We start from the raw sequence: 18881 nt of genomic DNA on the forward strand, positions 1-18881 counted from the left end.
CTCCGTTTTGGTACTAGTTTTCTTCCAGTTATAGATACCTCGATTTGCTTAAATATTTTCTAAATTTTGTCTGTCATTTTTATCACAACTAATTTAATTCAGGTAAAACATAAATGCGTATCTCCGCTTGTATTACAACCCGTAACCGTCCTCAACAATTACAAGCTTGTTTGCAAGCACTGGCAAATACGGAATTGAAACCCGACCACGTGGTGGTTTCTGATGATTCCCCGGATGTGGAGATGCAGCAACAAAATCAAAATATTGTTACATCTTATTATCCGGAAGCAAAATATATTCTTGGACCACGTACCGGAGTCTGTGGAAATCGCAATAATGCGGTTAACTCCATTCCCAGTTCGGAAACCGATTTAGTCGCCTTTCTCGATGATGATATTTGTGTGGAAGCTGATTTTTTTGTCAAAGCAATTGATCGCTACAAACAAATGTCTCCCGAACAGCAAAAGTTGACCATTATATCCGGAGTTAGTCGCACTCCCCAGGGAGAAGAAATGGTATCCGGAAAGCTCACCTTTCGAGGTTATTTTGCTACCACCGATACCACACCGGAAACCGTAGCAATTCATGCAACCCTGTTTCCCCGTCACTTTTTTGACCAAGAACAGTGGGATGAGAATATTTTCTTTGGTTACGAAGATGCGGAATTGTGTTTACGAGCTTTGCGCCGTGGTTACAAAATTATCCACTGTCCGGAACTTTTAGTTATGCATATTGCTCCTGGTTCCCAAAGTAGTATGCGATTTGCAGATATTGGCAACCTCAGTAATTACGAAATCTCCATTGAAGCAGCCCGTTTATATGTAGGCATCAAGCGCTACAAAGATTTATTCCCTAATCCCCTGAAATTATTATTATTTGTAGCCTTATTTTTTATCCACATGACAGTTTATTTGTTTAAACGTCGAGCCTTACCAGCTTTCCCAGAAATCCTGCGTCGCTCGAAAATCCAAAGATTATGGCAGACTGCTAATATTTAAATGTTCGATTCAATGGGCGATCGCTATACTCATTTAGAAAGGAATAGGGAACTGTTCCTGGTTCCTTCCCTGAATGATGCTCATCAGTATCAGGGAGGAAGATATGGGAAAAAGATAAATATATCCTCAGACTCTTGTCGGAAAAAGCATATTTCCATGGAAAATACGAAATAAATGAGTTGCAGTGATTATGATTAAAAATATCGGTGTTTGTGGCGCTAATAAATTTATCTAAAATACACTGTCTAAAATTGGTTCTTCTGTGTCTGTGATGCTAAATCGGCTTGATAAAATCTCCAAAGGATTGTAAATTATCGGAAATAATATTTATTTTCCACAGATAATTTTTGATTGTTACCTATTTTCCCTATTCCCTGCTCCAGGCTATAAATTTGGCATCACAAGTACGGTAGAAACTCTCAATTTTAAATTATTATCTCTAAATCATCATGATTAAATTGTGTATAATCACACCCTATGTAATTAAAGGTGATGGTCAGGGTAGAGCCAATTACGAAATCGTCTGGGAAGCTGTCCGACGGGGTTACGAAGTCACCCTAGTTGCACGTAAGGTTGCCGAAGACCTACAAGCTTCACCACAGATTCGGTGGATCAATTTCCCCGTGGAGCAATATCCCACCGCCCTAATTAAAGAAATGGTTTTTTCCCTACGCAGCGCCAATTGGTTACGAAAACACCGCCAGGAATTTGACCTAGTACAGGTTTACGGGGCTGTCACCTCCGCGCCTTCAGATATTAATACTTCCCAATTTGTTCATACAGCGTGGCGACGTTCCCCCGTCCACACAGCCAAAATCCACCGCAATCTCTACGGACTTTATCACTGGTTATACAGCGCCTTAAATGCAGGATGGGAAAAAACCGCTTTTCAAGGGACAAAAATCGCTGTTGCCGTCTCCGAAAAAATTAAACAGGAACTGGTCAATGATTTAGGTCTTTCCCCCAATAACATCCGCGTCATCCATAATGGGGTCGATATAGACGAATTTGTCCCCGGAAATCTTGATCCCCAAGATTTGGGATTACCTACCGACAAATGTTTAGCCTTGTTCGCTGGGGATATCCGTACCAACCGTAAAAATCTGGACACGGTTTTACGCGCCCTCGTCAAAGTGCCCGATTTACACCTAGTAGTCGTGGGAAATACGGAAGGTAGCCCCTACCCCCAAATGGCGGCTAAACTAAATATTGCTGACCGGGTTCATTTTACCGGCTTCCGGCGCGATATTGCCAAAATTATGCAAGCCGTTGACTTTTTCGTCTTCCCTTCCCGCTACGAAGCCTGCACCCTGGTTCTATTGGAAGCAATGGCATCGGGATTACCCGTAATTAGTGCCACATCCGCCGGAGGAGCAGAACTTGTCACCCCAGAAAGCGGGTTTGTTCTCGAAAATTCCGATGATGTGGAAGGGTTAGCCCAAGCATTAAGTCAATTAGCAAGCGATCGCATTTTGCGGGAAAATATGGGTAAAGCAGCCCGTCAAGTAGCCGAACAAAATACCTGGGTCAGCAAAGCCCAAGCCTATGTGGATTTATTTGAGGAATTTGTGAACAATGCGCGTCACCGTCATAGTCCCGACCTATCGTCGTCCCCAAGACCTGAAACGTTGTTTGGCGGCGCTTAAAGCCCAGACTCGACCCGTCGATCAGGTGATTGTGACGGTGCGTGATACCGATACCCAAACCTGGACTTTTTTAGATACCTGGGAACGGGAATCCTTACCACTACAAACGATTCAGGTTTGTGTCCCCGGAGTAGTGGCTGCCATGAATGCTGGATTAAGCATTGCCACTGGTGATATCATCGCCTTTACCGATGATGATGCAGCCCCCCGTCCCCAATGGCTGGAACAGATTGTCACCTACTTTCAGAGTGACGAGCAAATAGGAGCCGTCGGAGGTCGGGATTGGCAATGGGTGGGAGACCAAATCAAAGAACCCGGTGAACGGGAAATCGTCGGCATTATCCAGTGGTTTGGCCGACCAATTGGCAACCACCACCTGGCTGTCGGTCAACCACGGGAAGTGGATGTCCTCAAGGGTGTGAATATGAGTTTTCGCCGTACCGCCATCCAAGGTATGCATTTTGACACCCGGATGCGGGGTAGTGGGGCACAGGTACACTTTGAACTGGCCTTTAATTTGGCTTTACGACGAGCTGGCTGGAAAATTATCTTTGACCCAGCCGTTGCTGTAGACCATTATCCAGCCCAACGCTTTGATGAAGACCAACGGGACAACTTTAATGACCTAGCTTGGACCAACGCCGTCCATAACGAAACCCTAGCCCTACTCGAACATTTTTCCACCTGGCAAAGACTAGTATTTCTGACTTGGGCTGTGTTAATTGGCACTCGCGAAGCATTTGGTATAGTCCAGTACCTGCGGTTACTACCCAGTGAAGGCGCGATCGCCCAACGAAAATTGCTGGCTTCCCTCAAGGGACGTTGGCAAGGATTACAAACCTGGTTAGACTCTCGCCAAACTCCTTCCCTACCCCAGCCCGTTAATCCAGAATCGAAAATATAGCAGCCAAAATTGAGAAGCCAATGGTTTACAAATCAGTAATTTCTACTACCAGCTCCTTCGAGGAGGAAAATCTGGAAAAGCAGCCTGTTCTCGCTTGGTTAGCAATTGGGGCACTCATCCTATTTTCAATTGCTGGTATCGCCAGTGGTGCGGGTAGTCTTTTCCGTCCGGGTTATGTCTTACTATCCTTTGCGGTCGGTGCTTTTTTGTACCTCCGCTATCCCATTATGTACATCGGTTTTGCCTGGTGGTCGTGGTTTGTGACACCCCTGCTATCACGCATGATCGATTTACGGGCTGGATTTGATGACACCCGGTTTATCCTAGTTGCTCCCTTTGCGGTTAGTCTGATTACCCTGCATGGTTGTTTAAAATACCTGCCCCGTGCCTATCGAGAAGGGGGTTTACCCTTTGCCTTGGGACTTTTGGGTTTGTTTTACGGCTTTTTGGTGGGTTTAATCCATACATCACCCATTAACGCTGTCCGTTCCCTCCTCGACTGGTTAACACCAGTCAGTTTTAGTTTGTATTTATTCACTAATTGGCGCAATTACCCTAAATATCGCGACAATTTTCAACGGGTTTTCCTTTGGGCTGTATTACTAACTGGTATTTACGGTGTCATTCAGTACCTAGTGGCTCCGGAGTGGGATCGGTTTTGGTTAATCAGCACCAAATTGGGTAGTATGGGAGAACCCGAACCCTTAAAAATTCGGGTTTGGAGTACGATGGCATCTCCTGGACCCTTCGCGGTGATGATGATGTCGGGATTACTACTTTTATTTAATACCCGTAGTCCCCTAGGAATTCCGGCTGCGGCTGTGGGCTATTTGTCATTCCTACTGTCGATGGTACGGGTAATGTGGGGGTGTTGGCTATTTGCCGTCATCAGCATGTTCACATCCATCCGTCCGAAAATGCAAATGCGCTTGATTATTTCGGCTTTAATCATTGGGATGTGTGTAGTTCCTTTGAGTACAATGGAACCTTTTGGAGATGTGATAACTGATCGATTGGAATCCTTTACTAATCTGGAGAGGGATAATAGCGCTCAGGTGCGACAAAAAATCTATGAAGATGGTTTAAATGCGGCTTTGAGCAATGTCTTGGGGAGCGGGATTGGGAACACGTTTGTTTTCGATGAAAAGGAAAATAGATGGATTTCGATTGTGGTTGACAGTGGTATTATAGACACCTTTATCACCCTTGGTTGGCTAGGGGCAATTCCCTACGTTTCCGGATTATTCTTGTTATTAATCAAAGTTTTGCAAATTGAAGAGATTCGCTTTGATCCGTTTATCGCCTCATCAAGAGCCATTGGTATTGGTTGTGTGTTGGGAATCCCCATTTTTACGATTATGATTGGTTTATCGGGAATGTTTATGTGGGGTTTCCTGGCGATCGCTTTGGCTGGACAAAAATATTATCAGCAATATTACCAGCAATCCTATCAGGAATATTATCAGCAATATTACTTTCAACAGACCAGTCAAACACCAAAATAGTTCATTAATGCTGCGGAAATTGCTGGAATTAGGGCAATTTTAGTACATGCCTTAAATAAGCAAGCAAAGCAATTCTACGAAAAATGTGGCTTCGTTGCTTCACCCACTGCACCAATGATGCTGATGATTACAATCGCCGATGTAAAAGCAGCCCTTTCTGAGGAAATTTAAGAGGAGGGGTCTATATTCTTGTTCTTGGCTGTTGATTTTGTTGAAATTGATCCATTAGCATTAGTATCTTAGTTCACACAGTTTTTGTGATGATCTCGTCCCGATGCTGCGCGTGGGGACGCATTCCACGAGGGCTACTTACTGCCTCAAATCAGGAAGCAGAGCTTCCCTATATGTATCAACAGCCGCAGTATTGGAACAAGTTTGTTGTCACGGTTTGTGCATGAATTTGCGACCCCAAAAAGGCACAAACTACACAGCCTAGGCTCTGCCTCTACATTCTTCAACCTAACCTACCCAATAATCAGACTTTTAAGTCTAACTGAACTGTATTGGGATAGGTTCAGAAATAAGCGCGATCACCCAAGTTTCCCCTCCCTGAAATTGGGGGAGAGGATTAATATCATTTCGCTCAAATTTTGATACATTTACTTTTTCTGCTCCCCTAAATGTATCAACACCAATAAGGGTGGGGTCAATTTCAGTTATTTACCCAATTTTCAATCCTGCAATCTTCTCTTCCCCATCAAACTCCTTCTTCCCGTAATAACCCTTAGCATAATAATAACCTCCGTAACCACTCTTCTCATCTACCCCATTCACAACCATCCCCAATACGGGAACCTTTGCCTGTTCTAATAAATTTTTAGAAGCCTGCACTGCCGCTGATTCCACAATACCTGGACGCACTACTAACAACAACCCATCCACCAATTTACCCACTACTAAAGCATCCGCTACTGCTGTCAGGGGAGGAGTATCAATAATTACGCAGTCGTAATTACTACTGACATCCTTAATTAAATTGTCCATTCGCTTCGACTCCAACAACGTCACCGGATTGGGGGGAGTTGTCCCGGTTGTCACCAAATCCAATGTCACCAGAGCTTCATGGGTCACTTGGGACAGAACTGCTTGACCAACAAGAAGATTACTCAAGCCTGTGATATTTGCCAACTGCCAAACTTTGTGCTGACGGGGACGACGCATATCTGCATCTATAAGTAATACCCGTTTTCCTAACTGGGACATGGCTACGGCTAAATTCGCGGAAACAAAGGATTTTCCTTCCCCAGGCACGGAACTGGTCACCAATATCACCCGCAATTCGTTGTCAGAAACGGTAAAACTCAAATTGGTCTGCAACATCTCAAAGGCGACACTGGCTGGTGAATAGGGATTGTTTAGTACTGGTAACTCTTCATCGCCAGCTTTTTTCCCTTTTTTATCCATCAATTGGGGAATGGTTCCCAATACAGGTAAACCAAGAAGACGCTTGGCTTCGTCGATATCCCGGAGAGTTTTGTCTAGAGCCTCCAGTAACAGGGCACTTCCAGCCCCCAGGAGAACACCCAGGAATCCACCTAAAGCCAAATTCAACATAATTTTGGGGGAAACGGGTTTGTCGGGAACTAGGGCTGGAGAGACAATTCTGGCATTACCGACCTTCTGCTGTTCGGCAACTTCTACTTCCTGCAACTGCTTCAGAACCTGTTGATAGGTGGACTGGGCTACCTGAAGTTTACGTTCGAGGGCACGCTGACGCTGTTGCAATTTAGGTAGAGCTGCTAACCGGTTTTGATAGTCCGTCAAGGCGCGCGAGAGAACTTGTACCTGTTGCTCTGCTGCAAGACGGTCGGCTTCTGCTCTAACTAAATCAGCTGTTAAACTCTGTTTCAATTGTCCAATTTGTAAATCTCGCTCGGGAACTGCGACACCGCCACCAATCACCTTACCCACCCGTTGTTCTAATTGGCTGCGGAGGGCATTAACTTTTTCTGTTAAATTAATCACTGTAGGATGGTCATTTGTCAAGCGGGTTTTAGCTACTGCTAACTCATCTTGGGTTTTTTGATACTCTGCTAAAACCTGCTGTACACCCTGAGATTGGTTGAGGGTGGAAAGTTCTACTGCTTGCTGGCGGTTTAATTCCAGCTGATTTTGTAAAGTTTGAACACGGGTATTTTTTTCGGCTAAGGCAGCTTGGGCCCTCGTTAATTCTGCCGAGAGATTTCGCATCGCTTCCACCCCAACCTTAGCTTCCTCCGTCAGTTCCACCACCCGATTTTCATCCTTAAAGCGGCGTAAATCAGCTTCCGCCACCACCACTCGCCGTTCCAACTGGGGAACCTGCTTCGAGAGAAATTCCTTAGCAGCCGTCGCTTCCGCCCGATTGTTGAGGATATTCCCCTCCAAATAGGACTTCATCAGGAAATTAATCACATTCGCCGCTTCCTGGGGATCGGTGCTGCGGTAGGACAATTCCATCACATCCGTTCCCCGGACACTTTTAACCTTGAGATTTTTCAAAAAATCCTCCACGCTCAGGGGTTTCCCCTTGGGAGTGCGGAGTTGAAACTTCTCTATTGTTTTCTGAACAGAGGGAGTGGAGCGAATCACCTCCGCTTCTGTATCCAGGGGATTACTAGTGTTGGTCAACCCACTCAGCTCACCAAGCTTATCACTTAGCCCTATCAGCGAAGAGGAGCTATTTTGTTTCAACATCAACTTACCACCCGCTTCATAGACAGGCTTAAGGGTGAAAGTATAAAAAGCGGCCAAACCAAATACGGAACCAAGGACTAGTAGAATAACTAGCCACCTTCGTCGGAGAATCAGCCAATATTGTTGAATATCGATATAATCCTGTTCTTCGTATTCAGATGCCATAGTTGATGTTGTTTGTGTATTTGGAATTAGATTTAAGTATGGAAGAGGATAGGGACAAAGTCCTTCAAAAATTCGCCAGCAGTATTCGCTTGCCGGGAGGATAATCTGAGATTGATCTGCTCCGCGTCTATGTATATCTCTTCAATCTTAAAGTCTTCATATTAAGCCGTTATTAAGTCTATTCAGTAAGTTAAATTTATTTAATATAGACCACAAATGAAAAAATATTGAAACCGAAATTTCGTGTGGGGTCAGAAGTCGGGTTTTTAGGATAGATATCTGTAATACTAGACAACTATAAAAAAACCCTACTTCTGGGAATATTTACCGTAGTTTACTTACCCAATGATTACTTTACCAGCCTTGCTGCGATCGCACCATTGGGTGTTGTAGGTGTTTGGGTTGGGGTTGTTGGAGGGAAGTAAGGAATTGCCGGGCTTCGATTGTGATTGCGTTGATGAGGTGCTGATCACCAGTTGCGATCGCGGCTCGTAATCGAGCGGCAATTTCGTTACTTCGGGCTACTATCTGGGCGTTATACCCAGTTTTACCCTGTTGGTTAGTGTTATTACCTCCGGTGTTGTTGGAGGTATTACCTCCGGTGTTGTTGGAGGTATTTGTCCCGGTGTTGTTGGAGGTATTTGTCCCGGTGTTATTAGATGCATTGTACCGACCTGCGAGGGCAGGTGTATTCATCAGGGGTAATGACAATAAGACCATTCCCAAGATGCTAGCGGAGATTGAAAGTTTGTTTACAGTCATTTGCTTTTGAATTGAAAACGTAAAGAATACAGAATACGGAAAAAGGAGGGGAAGGAGAAACTTCATTACCTAGTAGAGATGAACCGCCGGGTCGTCTCTACCTTCACCCCCCATCACCCTGACCGAAAAATCTAGAGGTCAAAACCGAATCCCTACCCCTGCTCCCATGATAAATCTAGCACCGTCTCCCGCACCAGTAATATCACGGATTGCTGGTGTAATTACTAGGGGTATGTTTTTGAAGGGGACGATGGATAAACCCACACCGAGGTCTTGCCCTGTCCACTCGACAATCGCACTGACTGGACGCAGCACACGAAGGCTGAGGGAGCCAAATATACCAAGTCCGGTTGGTGCTTCGTCTCTAGCAGCAGCTGCTTGGATTTTGTCAAAGGGTAGAAATTGGCCGCTTCCAACTCCGAGGGTGACAGCTACCCTACTAAAGGGTTGGCTGATGTAGGGTCGGGTTTTGAATACCTTGGTGGCTACCACATAGTAAGAATTTTTCGGGTAATCAAAAGGTACTTTGGGATTAATTAAAATACTGGCAAATTGGTTCCACCCCGCAGCTACAGCAAAATCCTCGGAAATCCGACGGTGTATTTTAATGCTAAATGCACCACTACCAAAATCTTGACTGGTACCAAAGGTATTTAAGGTATAGGCTAACTCAACACCCACGGATTTGACTGCATTCCCGACTCCAATTCCCAAACCCAATTCTCCGTCATTAGTTTTTGTAAAGCGGGTGCGTCGCTGGTAGCTAGCGGAGGCAAATAGGGTTCTACCATCAGCCCCGTAACCATTTGGGTTGGCAATGGTTAAAGCGGGGGATAGTAAATAACCCCTTTCGATGGGGATGGTGAATTCTTGTTTCGGTAATTCTTCCAGTTGATTTAAAATTTCATTGATATCTTGATTATTTGTGCTGGTTTTGTTACTGGTTGCAACTAAACTCGGAGGGGTGGATGATTGGGTAGATGGGAGGTTGCATTCCCCTGATACGAAGTCAGTTGGGGGTGGACAGTTGGGAGTGGGAAGGATGTTTGTTTTCGTCCCTTCTGGTGCAGTCCTAAACTGACTGCGGTTGAATGTATTTAATTTGTTTGACTGGTTGAATCGATTAGGTCGATTTAACCGATTTAACTTTAACTTACTGATTACATTTACTTTTCCCTCCCCTGGGGAATTTTCAGAATTATTTGCTGATGCAGAATAAACAGGAACTGGAAAAAAGTTGTCTGGGGAGGGTTGTAAACTAACCACACCCAAGGCTTCAGCTCCTGGGGTGGGCTTGGCAATGGTGTGAATCGGGGTTGAAAAATCCACGTTGCCGTGATTTTGTGGTTGTGTCATTTCCCCATTGCTGGAGGAAAATTGGGGTATGGCAACAGATTTTCCTGATCGATAGGGTGGTGAGGTAGATGGCAATACTTCAATCAGCTGCTTTTCCTGTTTTGGGGATTCGTTAGAAGTTGGATGTATTTGGTTTTCTCCAGCAATGGATGGGAGGTTAAAAACGGCGAGAAATATCAAGCAACTTGCTCCCGTGGTACTCCGCAAACAAGATTGAATACTAGACCAGTTCAGAATTGCTGAACAAGATGGATTTAGTTGGGGTGGTTTAGGTGAATGAAAACCTCCTGTTTTTTGATACGAATATTTGGAGTAAATTTTGAAGTATTTATTGAAATGAATTTGACTTCCGTGATTCGGTTGGAACGGATAAACGTTGCTTTTTGACTTGCGTTTCATGTCTTGCTTGCAAAAGTGTAGAACTTATTGGTTCCGAAACCGAACTTGGGGTGGAGATGTGATCAGCCGGAGGCTAGACGCTGGGAGTATCGCGCAAGCGCTGACTTGTCAGTTCCCATTACAATAGGCATGTACTTTATTTCGCCATTCCTAATTTAGTGGTACTCAACCAAACCCAAATTGACAGGTGGGAGCAGGGAGTAGCCTACACGTACTGCTGACATCAGAACATATGAAAGTGGTTTTTTCCCAACTCACTACTCCTTTTTAAGTCAGTAAACTGAGTTTATGAATCAAAGTTTGTATGGTGAACTACTAGCAAGACTTGGGGGAAACATCCAAACTATATTATTTCTCTTGTGACCATGCTATGGGTGGTCTCCCAGTTTTGAAGGTAGATTCTTCGTTTACGAAGCAGGAACTTTGCACCCTTGGATTCCCACGCAGAACATGGGAACTGGGAATAACTTATATGTTGGAGTACTTAGGTAAATACCTTTATGTTGGAGTACTTAGGTAAATACCTTTATGTTGGAGTACTTAGGTAAATACCTTAGCTTAAAAGCTCAACGATACACGTAGGAAAATTATCACTTTGCAATATCTTCATAATTGTGGGGCAATAAATTTTCATAGTTGTTTTGGTAAGTATTTTCTTTTACGTAAAAGATAAAAGCAACATATATAACCAAGTAGTTGCGTGTCTTAAAAAATGATTAACCCCAGTGTAAGCGATCGCAGACAGGTGACATATCTATAAGTAAAATAGGGTAAGCACCATATAAAAGGCGAATGTAACGACCGTTCTCCATGAAAAATATCAGTAAATATCAGGATACAGGCATCTAAATTGTTTACGATAATTCATTATTTTTATTGATTTGGTGTTATGATCAATCCCATGATTAAGTGTATAAAACAAAACACGTATACGCCAAAGATGTACTATTCGGATAAAACATCTGATAATTTCTGTAAAAATACCCGCTTTTCCATGGGTAATAAAATAAATATTTCATGAACTTTTCACAGAAAGTATGCTGTTTTTTTTACATTACTCTAGAATAAACCCTTAGTATATGAGAAATTTTTGTATCTCAGTAGGATGTTAGCATTTATCCTAGGTAAAGTTTCGCTCGGCAGAGCAAGGGTGTGAGGTGCTGAGGGATTGAGGGGATTGTTTAGAGTTAGTCCTTAAATCTGGGAATGCTTGTAAACATTTGATGGGGAATTTAATGGGGAAAGTCCTTGGGACAAGGACTGAGTTTGCAGCTTCGGGAATGACATTTAGATGATTTGCATATATCTTGTGGAATGGTTATTTGGACAAGTTTTATTTTCAATAGCAGTAGAGATGACCCGTAGACACGCGTAGTACGACTTCTCCTGAAGTCGGATGTTTCTGGTGAATCGACGGTTAGGAAGGAGCCTCGCGAATTGAATTCCTAGAGGGAGCGAGAAAGGAGAGGATAACTATTCCCTATTTACTGATTGGGCTATTTGAGTATTAGTTAACCAAGGTTTTAGGAAGTATTCAATGGATATCAGATTTTCTGTGGGTCAAAGACCAGCCCAGGTTCAGTTACATCGAGTTTCCCGTACTTTGCCTGTATTGCTGCTACTAACTGATGTTTTGGGTCTGTTAGTTTGCTTTGGAGTAATTCAGTGGTTGGCTTTTAAAGCCTGGGATGGTGTTTTTGACCCGTTTATTAGTGGATTATTTGTACTGGTGTTGGCGGGGTTATATTTGGCGAATACTTACCATCCGGATAGTCAAATTGTTGGTTTGCGATCGCCTGCACGGGTAATTGTTGCCAATATAGTTGTCACCGTTATATTTGCGGGACTAATTTATTTGGTTGGTGCTTGGCAACAAAATGAATTGTTGTGGCGCAAAACTCTGATTCCTTCTTTGGGGATGTTTACCCTGTGGGCTGTGACTTCCAGGTTGTGGAGTGCAAATTGGGTTCGTTCCCATGCGGAACAAAGTCGGTGGTTAATCCTGGGTAGAAATGAACAGTCGATGACTTTTTGTCATAAATTCTTGGAAAAACACCCTCTAGCAAAATTGATGGTGTTACGGGAATCGGCTTCGGAATCGGTGAAACCCTATAATTTGATGAAAATCGATGGTGAAAATTCCTGGGATGGAAGAGCTTTATTCTCTGAAAGCAGAAAAACTGAACAGATAATCAAGGGTGAATCGGAAAGCATTGACGCTGGTGGGGTTGGGGTTGTACAAAAGCAGGAACAGAAACTAGGTGAGAGGTTATTACAAGAACATACAAATATTAATCTCTGGGGAACGATGGCGGATTTACCTAGCTTGACGGAATTAATATGGTCGGGGGTAATAGTCGCAACTGAAAATGAATTATCCGATGAACAGGTGCGTCAATTGATGCCGTTACGTTTGCGAGGTATTCCAATTTATCGTTTACCGGAAGCTTATGAAAATTTTTGGTACAAGTTACCATCTTCTTTGTTAGAAGATACTTGGTTTGCCTTCAGTAGTGGTTTTAATCTCTTTCCTGGTAGTTTTAATTTGAAACTGAAGCGGATTGTCGATGGTATTCTGACAATATTTTTACTGGTTGGATTATCACCACTGATGTTAATTGTGGCGATCGCAATTAAGTTAGATAGTCCGGGCGAAGTGTTTTATAGTCAGTTGCGTACAGGAATTAATGGTAAACCATTCCGGGTTTATAAATTCCGTTCCATGTACAAGGACGCAGAAAAAAGCGGTGCAAAATGGGCTAGTAAAAAGGATAATCGGATTACCAGAGTAGGAAAAATCATCCGTTTAACGCGTATTGATGAGTTACCCCAAATTTGGAATGTGGTACGGGGAGAAATGAGTTTGATTGGTCCGCGTCCGGAACGTCCAGAGTTTGACCAACAATTAAGAAAAGAGATCAGCTACTACGATTTACGTTATTTAGTGAAGCCCGGAATTACAGGATGGGCTCAAGTTATGTATCCCTATGGTGCTTCCATTGAAGATGCCTATGAGAAACTTTCCTATGATTTGTATTACATTAAAAATTATTCATTTTGGTTAGATTTGGCGATTGTATTTAAGACAATTCGGGTGGTCTTGTTGGGGAAAGGGCGATAGATTTTAGATTTTGGATTTTAGATTTTGGATTGGGTGATTATCTGGTGAAGAGGATTATTCGTTTGTCGGAGTAGAGACGCGATATATCGCGTCTCTACATTGTTGTCTATTCCCATTTTTACATCTGGTGTTTAAAATTCGCGGTTGGCGAAAATCGCGATCGCCAGGGCTAATAATATGCCTGCGTATAAAATGCTGTAGCCAGCGTCGGCTAGTAGGGAGGGTCTGATGACTGCGGTCATGCCATAAACGGCATCGTTTTTGAGGTCGAGGCGGGAGAGGTCTGGTAAAATTAGGTACAAAATCTGGGTGAGGCGTTCAATTCCTGGGTTTTTGGTGATGCTACCGAGTTTGAGAATATCTTGGGTGATATTGCCAATTAAATACACCCCAAAGGTTAAAGCTGTCGCCAATAGGGAACTGGTAAAAACTCCAAAAGCGATCGCGATTCCGGCAATCAATGATATTTGTAGTTGGATAAATAGGGCTGCGAGTAAAATGCTGGGTAGGGAATAGGGAATACCTTGTAAGTATAGAAAACCCAGATAAATTCCGGTCATTGCTGCTACCAGTATGGCGAGTACGGCTGATAGTCCTAAGTATTTAGCAAGTATAAATTCACTGCGACCTACGGGTTTAGCAATCAACATGAGGATGGTACGTTTGTCTATTTCCTTGTTGACCATACCCACCCCAACAAATACGGCAACAATTAAACCCAGGAGATTAATTGCCGCTAAACCCACATCTAAAAACATTTTATCTTCAGTGGAAGCCGCAAATTCCGGTAAAATCCGAGATGCGATCGCCAGAATAATTCCATAAAAAACAATTACAAACAAAATGCGATCGCGGATTGTTTCCAATACCACGTTTTTTGATAGTACAAAAGTTCGACTAAGATCGATCATCGGTCAATTTTGGATTTTAGATTTTGGATTGGGAATATCATGGGACATTTGGCGTTCCTGAGTTTTGGTAATAAATTATACATTAATTATAATTATTTACATTTCGTATTCAAACCAAAATTATCGTAATTATTATTGTAGAGACATAGCATTGCTACGTCTCTAGTATTCCCAAAATTCAAGACAAAAAATCAAGAGCGAGGGGGGAGGGAACTGACGAAGAAACCAGGTCTGCGACCGCATTTGACTTCAGCGACTGTAAGTTTTTCTTCGGGACGGGGGTTGACTGTACCTTCTCCACTAATTTGAGATACGGGGTCTATCTGACAGGTAATCTTGAAGAAAAATCTTTTATCTTGATCTGTTTCGTCTTTACCCAGGGATTGGGGTCCTTGCCAAACATTTAATAGATCGAGTTGATAGCTGTTATTAATATTTCTCACTCGTGGTTCCACCTTCCACAGTTTTTGTTCTTCTATACCTTTTAGGGTTTGCTTGGCTACTCGTTCCGAGAGGTTTTCTAGTTCGGTGGGTTGGGTTGGTTGACCATTTTTTTGTCGGATTTGGTTATCTTGTAGCCATCTTTCCACTTCTTCGACCCATAGCTTACCGTTGAGTCGTTCTTCGATTACTGGTGCAAGATTAATCAGGATTTCTGCGCCTTTACGAGGGATGCGATCGCGACGGGTTCCGATGACGAATGTACTTTGAGCAAAATTATCAGCTAATAGACTAGGATATTGTTTCGCCCATCCTTCGACAACAAAATATAATTGTAACCAGCAGCTGAGTACCATACAACAGGCTAGTAATACTACCACCTGTTCCCGTTTTTCTATTTTGGGTAGTTGGGTTTTGACATCGGTTCCACTACCTTCAAAAAATTCGGGAATGGCTGTGATGATAGCGGAAATAGTTGGCCACAAAACTATTTGCTGGGAAGCAAATATTTCATTTGGAGCAAGACCCAGAGAACTCGCAAAAAATGTACTGACAAGAAAACCAGTAATCACTGCACCGACTGACATATTTGTACCGGGAATTAATATGGCTGAATCTGTTGTATACCAAGAAGTGCCAGCAATTAAGAAAATCCAGCCAAGTAGGGCGATTAATTCTCGAACAAATCCTCCAGAAAATAAAGACATCAACCAAGAAAATAAACTTAAATAAATCAAAACTTGCCAAGAAAAGGCTTTTTTGGGAATCAGCAGAAATTTGATTCTTTCATAGATTGTGTCAATAATTTTGCCAATACCTAAAAAGTCTCTAATGATATTCATATGCTTTCTTCCTGGAAATGGTTTAATAATTTGTAATTCGTAATTTGTAATAGCCTACGGCAAGCCGCTTCGCGTACGTAATTTGTAATAGCCTGCGGCAAGCCGCTACGTGTCTACGTAATACCCGCTACGCGGGAAGCAAGCTACGTCATAGCTGTTGGCTAAGGCTTGCGCCTATGTAATTCGTGTTCGTTAGACTAGAAAGAAATATCCCTCAAATTAACTTTGATACTGTACTGATTTGCAGGTGAGTAGGTATTAGGGAAAATCACTTTCATTTTCTTATGATTTCAGTAGTACATCTAGGGTACTATCTCCTGTCTCCTGTTTACTTTATTCTCAAAATTACTAATTCATGGGAAATAATCCACGAAATAGTAGTATTCCGAGAATTCCGGCGTAACTCAAAGCATTGGCAAATAATGTGGTGGTAAATACGGAAGTTTTTTGTAAGCGCAAGCGGAGGTTACGTCTATTGCTGCGTCTTTGGGTGTAGGGTAGGGGTTCTGGTTTCGATTCACTAGGTTCACGTAGGGAGAAAATGGCTACTTGAAGTAATCCATATTTGAGGAAAAAAGTAGCAAAAAATATAATCAAAGCTATCATGAAAATATATGGAAGTACGATATTTTGTTGAGTAAATCGATTAAAAAATACGTAATTAATTAGTTCGGAACGCTGCTCTGTTGAAAGACGGGGTTCTATCAGAAAAAAGGCTATCCAACCGACAACTCCAGAGAATAAATTAATAAATATGGAGTAAAATATACTGGTTCTTTTGTCAAATCTCAGACGATAATTAAGTATATAAGCTTCGATGGGAATGGCAACGGTAAAAAATAAAAAGTTGAATAGTATCGCACCAAGGGGAAAAATTGAAGGTAATTGAATAAAGTCCGGCATAGTGTTTCTGATTGTCTAGAATTTGAACTTGAGAATTTGCTAGTACGTCAAGGCAAAAGTGAAAATTTCAGCTATTTACGCCGTGTTGTACTAGTTTAAATTAATACAGGTAATTATTAAGAGAGCAAAATCAATCATAATTTCATTCCCAAAATATGCAACCTCTCCTAATGTGATTGTGATAGCATGTTCGTCTGCACCTTGCTTGATTCAGAAAAACTGATCTGATTTAATACGTATGTACGTACTGTTGGCAGAAGAGGTAGTAGGGAAGGTGAGACGGAAAATATGGCGAATATGGCGATAGAAATATGGTTGAATCTAAAGACTATAGAAGATTGGGTCGGAAATACAGGATTTAATATACGTATGCTACGCGGGAAATTATCGCATTGTTTGAGAGATTTGGGGAGATGGTGAATACAGAATTAAGTAGACGATTGGTAAATGTTATACTTTGCACGCTGAAGAGACGCGATATATCTCGTCTGTACGGGAGTAAGGCTTTGAACCGAAGATCGGTTACATTGCGGTTTTATGTTTAATTGTACCTACCTACTTAGTCGGTGAGACAAAACAAAACCATGTAAAGAAAAATAGAACTTCTGTATTTGGCTTGTAGTTGAGTGTATGGCGTTAAAGGGTAACGAATAAAGCGCTAGAGCGCAACTACAAACAAGTAAGTGATAATTTTTGAGAGGGTGTTAGTGGAAATGACAAGGAATGGTATTGGGATTCGGACTGCGCAGCGCCAACAACGGGCTACAGGTCAGATTCATGTGTATGATGGGGCTGGAAAAGGAAAATCGCAAGCGGCTTTGGGTGTTGTTTTAAGGTCGATTGGTTTGGGTATCCATGCTGGTCATGGTTTTAATCGGGTGTTGTTGTTACGTTTTTTAAAGGGACCAGAACGGGATTACGATGAGGATGGAGCGATCGCGGCTTTACAAAGTGGTTTTCCCCATTTGATCGATCAGGTGCGGACGGGACGCGCTGAGTTTTTTGGTCCCGATGAAATTACTAAGTTTGACCGGAGCGAAGCTGAAAGGGGTTGGGATGTGGCTAAGGGTGCGATCGCATCTGGGTTGTATTCGGTGGTGGTGTTAGACGAGATTAACCCGGTATTAGATTTAGGTTTATTAGATGTGGGGGAGGTGGTTCGTACCCTCAAATCTAAACCCAGTGATTTAGAAATTATCGCCACTGGACGCAGTACACCCCAGGAGTTACTGGAAATTGCCGATCTACATTCGGAAATGAAACCCCATCACCATGAAGTTGCCCACCAGCAGGGGTTAAATGGTATTGAAATTTACACTGGTGCGGGTAAGGGGAAATCGACTAGTGCCCTGGGAAAAGCATTACAGGCAATTGGTAGGGGTATTAATCATCCCGGTTCTACACGGGTGTTAATTATGCAGTGGCTTAAGGGGGGAAGTGGCTATACGGAAGACGCTGCGATCGCAGCTCTTCAGCAATCCTATCCGGAAGTAGTCGATCATCAACGCTGTGGACGGGACGCGATTGTGTGGCGAAATTCCCGTCAAGAACTGGATTATGTGGAAGCAGAACGGGGTTGGGAAATTGCCAAAACTGCGATCGCCTCTGGTTTGTATAAAACGATTATTCTGGATGAGTTAAATCCCACGGTGGATTTAGAGTTATTACCCGTTGAACCGATAGTTCAAGCTTTATTGCGCAAACCCCGCGACACCGAGATCATCATTACGGGACGTTGCCAAAATCAACCAGCCTATTTTGACTTGGCGAATATCCACTCGGAGGTCTTTTGTCATAAACATTACGCTAACCACGGAGTAGAGTTAAAGCGGGGAGTTGATTTTTAATTTAAAGTTAGAATTTTTGGAGAGAATCCAAACTATAGTAATCCTAGTTTCCGTGGTGAAAATATCGGTTTTATTTGTACCCTGCGGGAAACAGGTGACTGTCAACGGTTAACAGTCAATAACCCTATATATGAGATTTGACAATTCATTTGGAGTTGCTACAGCAATCCGATTTAAGTCGTGAAAAATAGCGTACCGTTGACTAAGCCTACACCGACCGTTCACGGTGGTGTAGGTAGTTTACTCTCTAGATCAGGGTATAGATGATAATTCAGAGGTGATTTGGGAAGAGGAATTAAGCCCAACGTTTAAAGGAAATTAATCACAAGACAGCGATCGCAGAACCAGCGTCGCCAGTTTTTCTGAATTAAAAGAAAAATATTCGTGAAGTTTGTTGTTATCCAT

12 protein-coding genes are annotated in these 18881 nt (G+C 42.7%); 6 read left to right on the forward strand and 6 right to left on the reverse strand.

Annotation, left to right across the window (positions count from 1 at the left end; translation table 11 throughout):
* The first annotated feature begins 113 nt into the window (after positions 1-113).
* The 4 genes from CDC37_RS21080 to CDC37_RS21095 all read left to right on the forward strand — a co-directional run bounded on the left by CDC37_RS21080 (position 114) and on the right by CDC37_RS21095 (position 5053).
* Entirely contained in the window at positions 114-998 is an 885-nt protein-coding gene (locus tag CDC37_RS21080) for a glycosyltransferase family 2 protein (protein WP_096624843.1), read from the forward strand.
* 449 nt (positions 999-1447) lie between these two features.
* A complete protein-coding gene (locus tag CDC37_RS21085; protein ID WP_330220822.1) occupies positions 1448-2644 on the forward strand; it encodes a glycosyltransferase family 4 protein in 1197 nt (398 codons plus the stop codon).
* Complete coding sequence (locus tag CDC37_RS21090; protein WP_096624845.1) at positions 2574-3548, forward strand: glycosyltransferase family 2 protein; 975 nt, start codon at positions 2574-2576, stop codon at positions 3546-3548. Before CDC37_RS21085 ends, CDC37_RS21090 begins: the two co-directional genes overlap by 71 nt.
* Before the next feature lie 20 nt (positions 3549-3568).
* Positions 3569-5053, forward strand: coding sequence for a glucose-6-phosphate isomerase (locus tag CDC37_RS21095; protein ID WP_096624846.1), 1485 nt, complete (start codon positions 3569-3571; stop codon positions 5051-5053).
* 660 nt (positions 5054-5713) lie between these two features.
* Here the strand turns inward: CDC37_RS21095 and CDC37_RS21105 are convergent.
* The 3 genes from CDC37_RS21105 to CDC37_RS21115 all read right to left on the reverse strand — a co-directional run bounded on the left by CDC37_RS21105 (position 5714) and on the right by CDC37_RS21115 (position 10192).
* Positions 5714-7894 carry a GumC family protein gene (locus tag CDC37_RS21105; protein WP_096624848.1) on the reverse strand — a complete coding sequence of 727 codons (2181 nt, stop codon included), beginning with the start codon at positions 7892-7894 and terminating at the stop codon, positions 5714-5716.
* A 354-nt stretch (positions 7895-8248) separates the two neighbouring features.
* Positions 8249-8656 carry a hypothetical protein gene (locus CDC37_RS21110; protein ID WP_157780810.1) on the reverse strand — a complete coding sequence of 136 codons (408 nt, stop codon included), beginning with the start codon at positions 8654-8656 and terminating at the stop codon, positions 8249-8251.
* A 138-nt stretch (positions 8657-8794) separates the two neighbouring features.
* On the reverse strand, positions 8795-10192 hold the full coding sequence (locus CDC37_RS21115; protein WP_157780811.1) for a hypothetical protein: 1398 nt from the start codon (positions 10190-10192) through the stop codon (positions 8795-8797).
* Positions 10193-11948: 1756 nt separating this feature from the next.
* Between CDC37_RS21115 and CDC37_RS21120 the strand changes: the two genes are divergently transcribed.
* Positions 11949-13532, forward strand: coding sequence for a sugar transferase (locus CDC37_RS21120; RefSeq protein WP_231943137.1), 1584 nt, complete (start codon positions 11949-11951; stop codon positions 13530-13532).
* Positions 13533-13663: 131 nt separating this feature from the next.
* Here CDC37_RS21120 and CDC37_RS21125 read toward each other — a convergent pair whose 3' ends face one another.
* From CDC37_RS21125 to fraC, 3 genes are all read right to left on the reverse strand, one after another.
* Positions 13664-14440: an ABC transporter permease gene (locus CDC37_RS21125; RefSeq protein ID WP_096626494.1), complete on the reverse strand. Its 777-nt coding sequence runs from the start codon at positions 14438-14440 to the stop codon at positions 13664-13666.
* Positions 14441-14634: 194 nt separating this feature from the next.
* Positions 14635-15726 carry a septal junction protein FraD gene (gene fraD / locus CDC37_RS21130; protein ID WP_096624854.1) on the reverse strand — a complete coding sequence of 364 codons (1092 nt, stop codon included), beginning with the start codon at positions 15724-15726 and terminating at the stop codon, positions 14635-14637.
* A gap of 348 nt (positions 15727-16074) precedes the next feature.
* On the reverse strand, positions 16075-16629 hold the full coding sequence (gene fraC, locus CDC37_RS21135; RefSeq protein WP_096624856.1) for a filament integrity protein FraC: 555 nt from the start codon (positions 16627-16629) through the stop codon (positions 16075-16077).
* Between the two features lie 713 nt (positions 16630-17342).
* On the opposite strand from fraC, the gene CDC37_RS21140 reads away from it, so the two are divergent.
* The gene (locus CDC37_RS21140) at positions 17343-18476 is read left to right on the forward strand and encodes a cob(I)yrinic acid a,c-diamide adenosyltransferase (RefSeq protein ID WP_096626496.1); all 1134 of its coding nucleotides are present in this window, start codon (positions 17343-17345) and stop codon (positions 18474-18476) included.
* Positions 18477-18881 lie beyond the last annotated feature (405 nt).

It is taken from the genome of Calothrix sp. NIES-3974, from assembly GCF_002368395.1.
Lineage (GTDB): Bacteria > Cyanobacteriota > Cyanobacteriia > Cyanobacteriales > Nostocaceae > NIES-3974.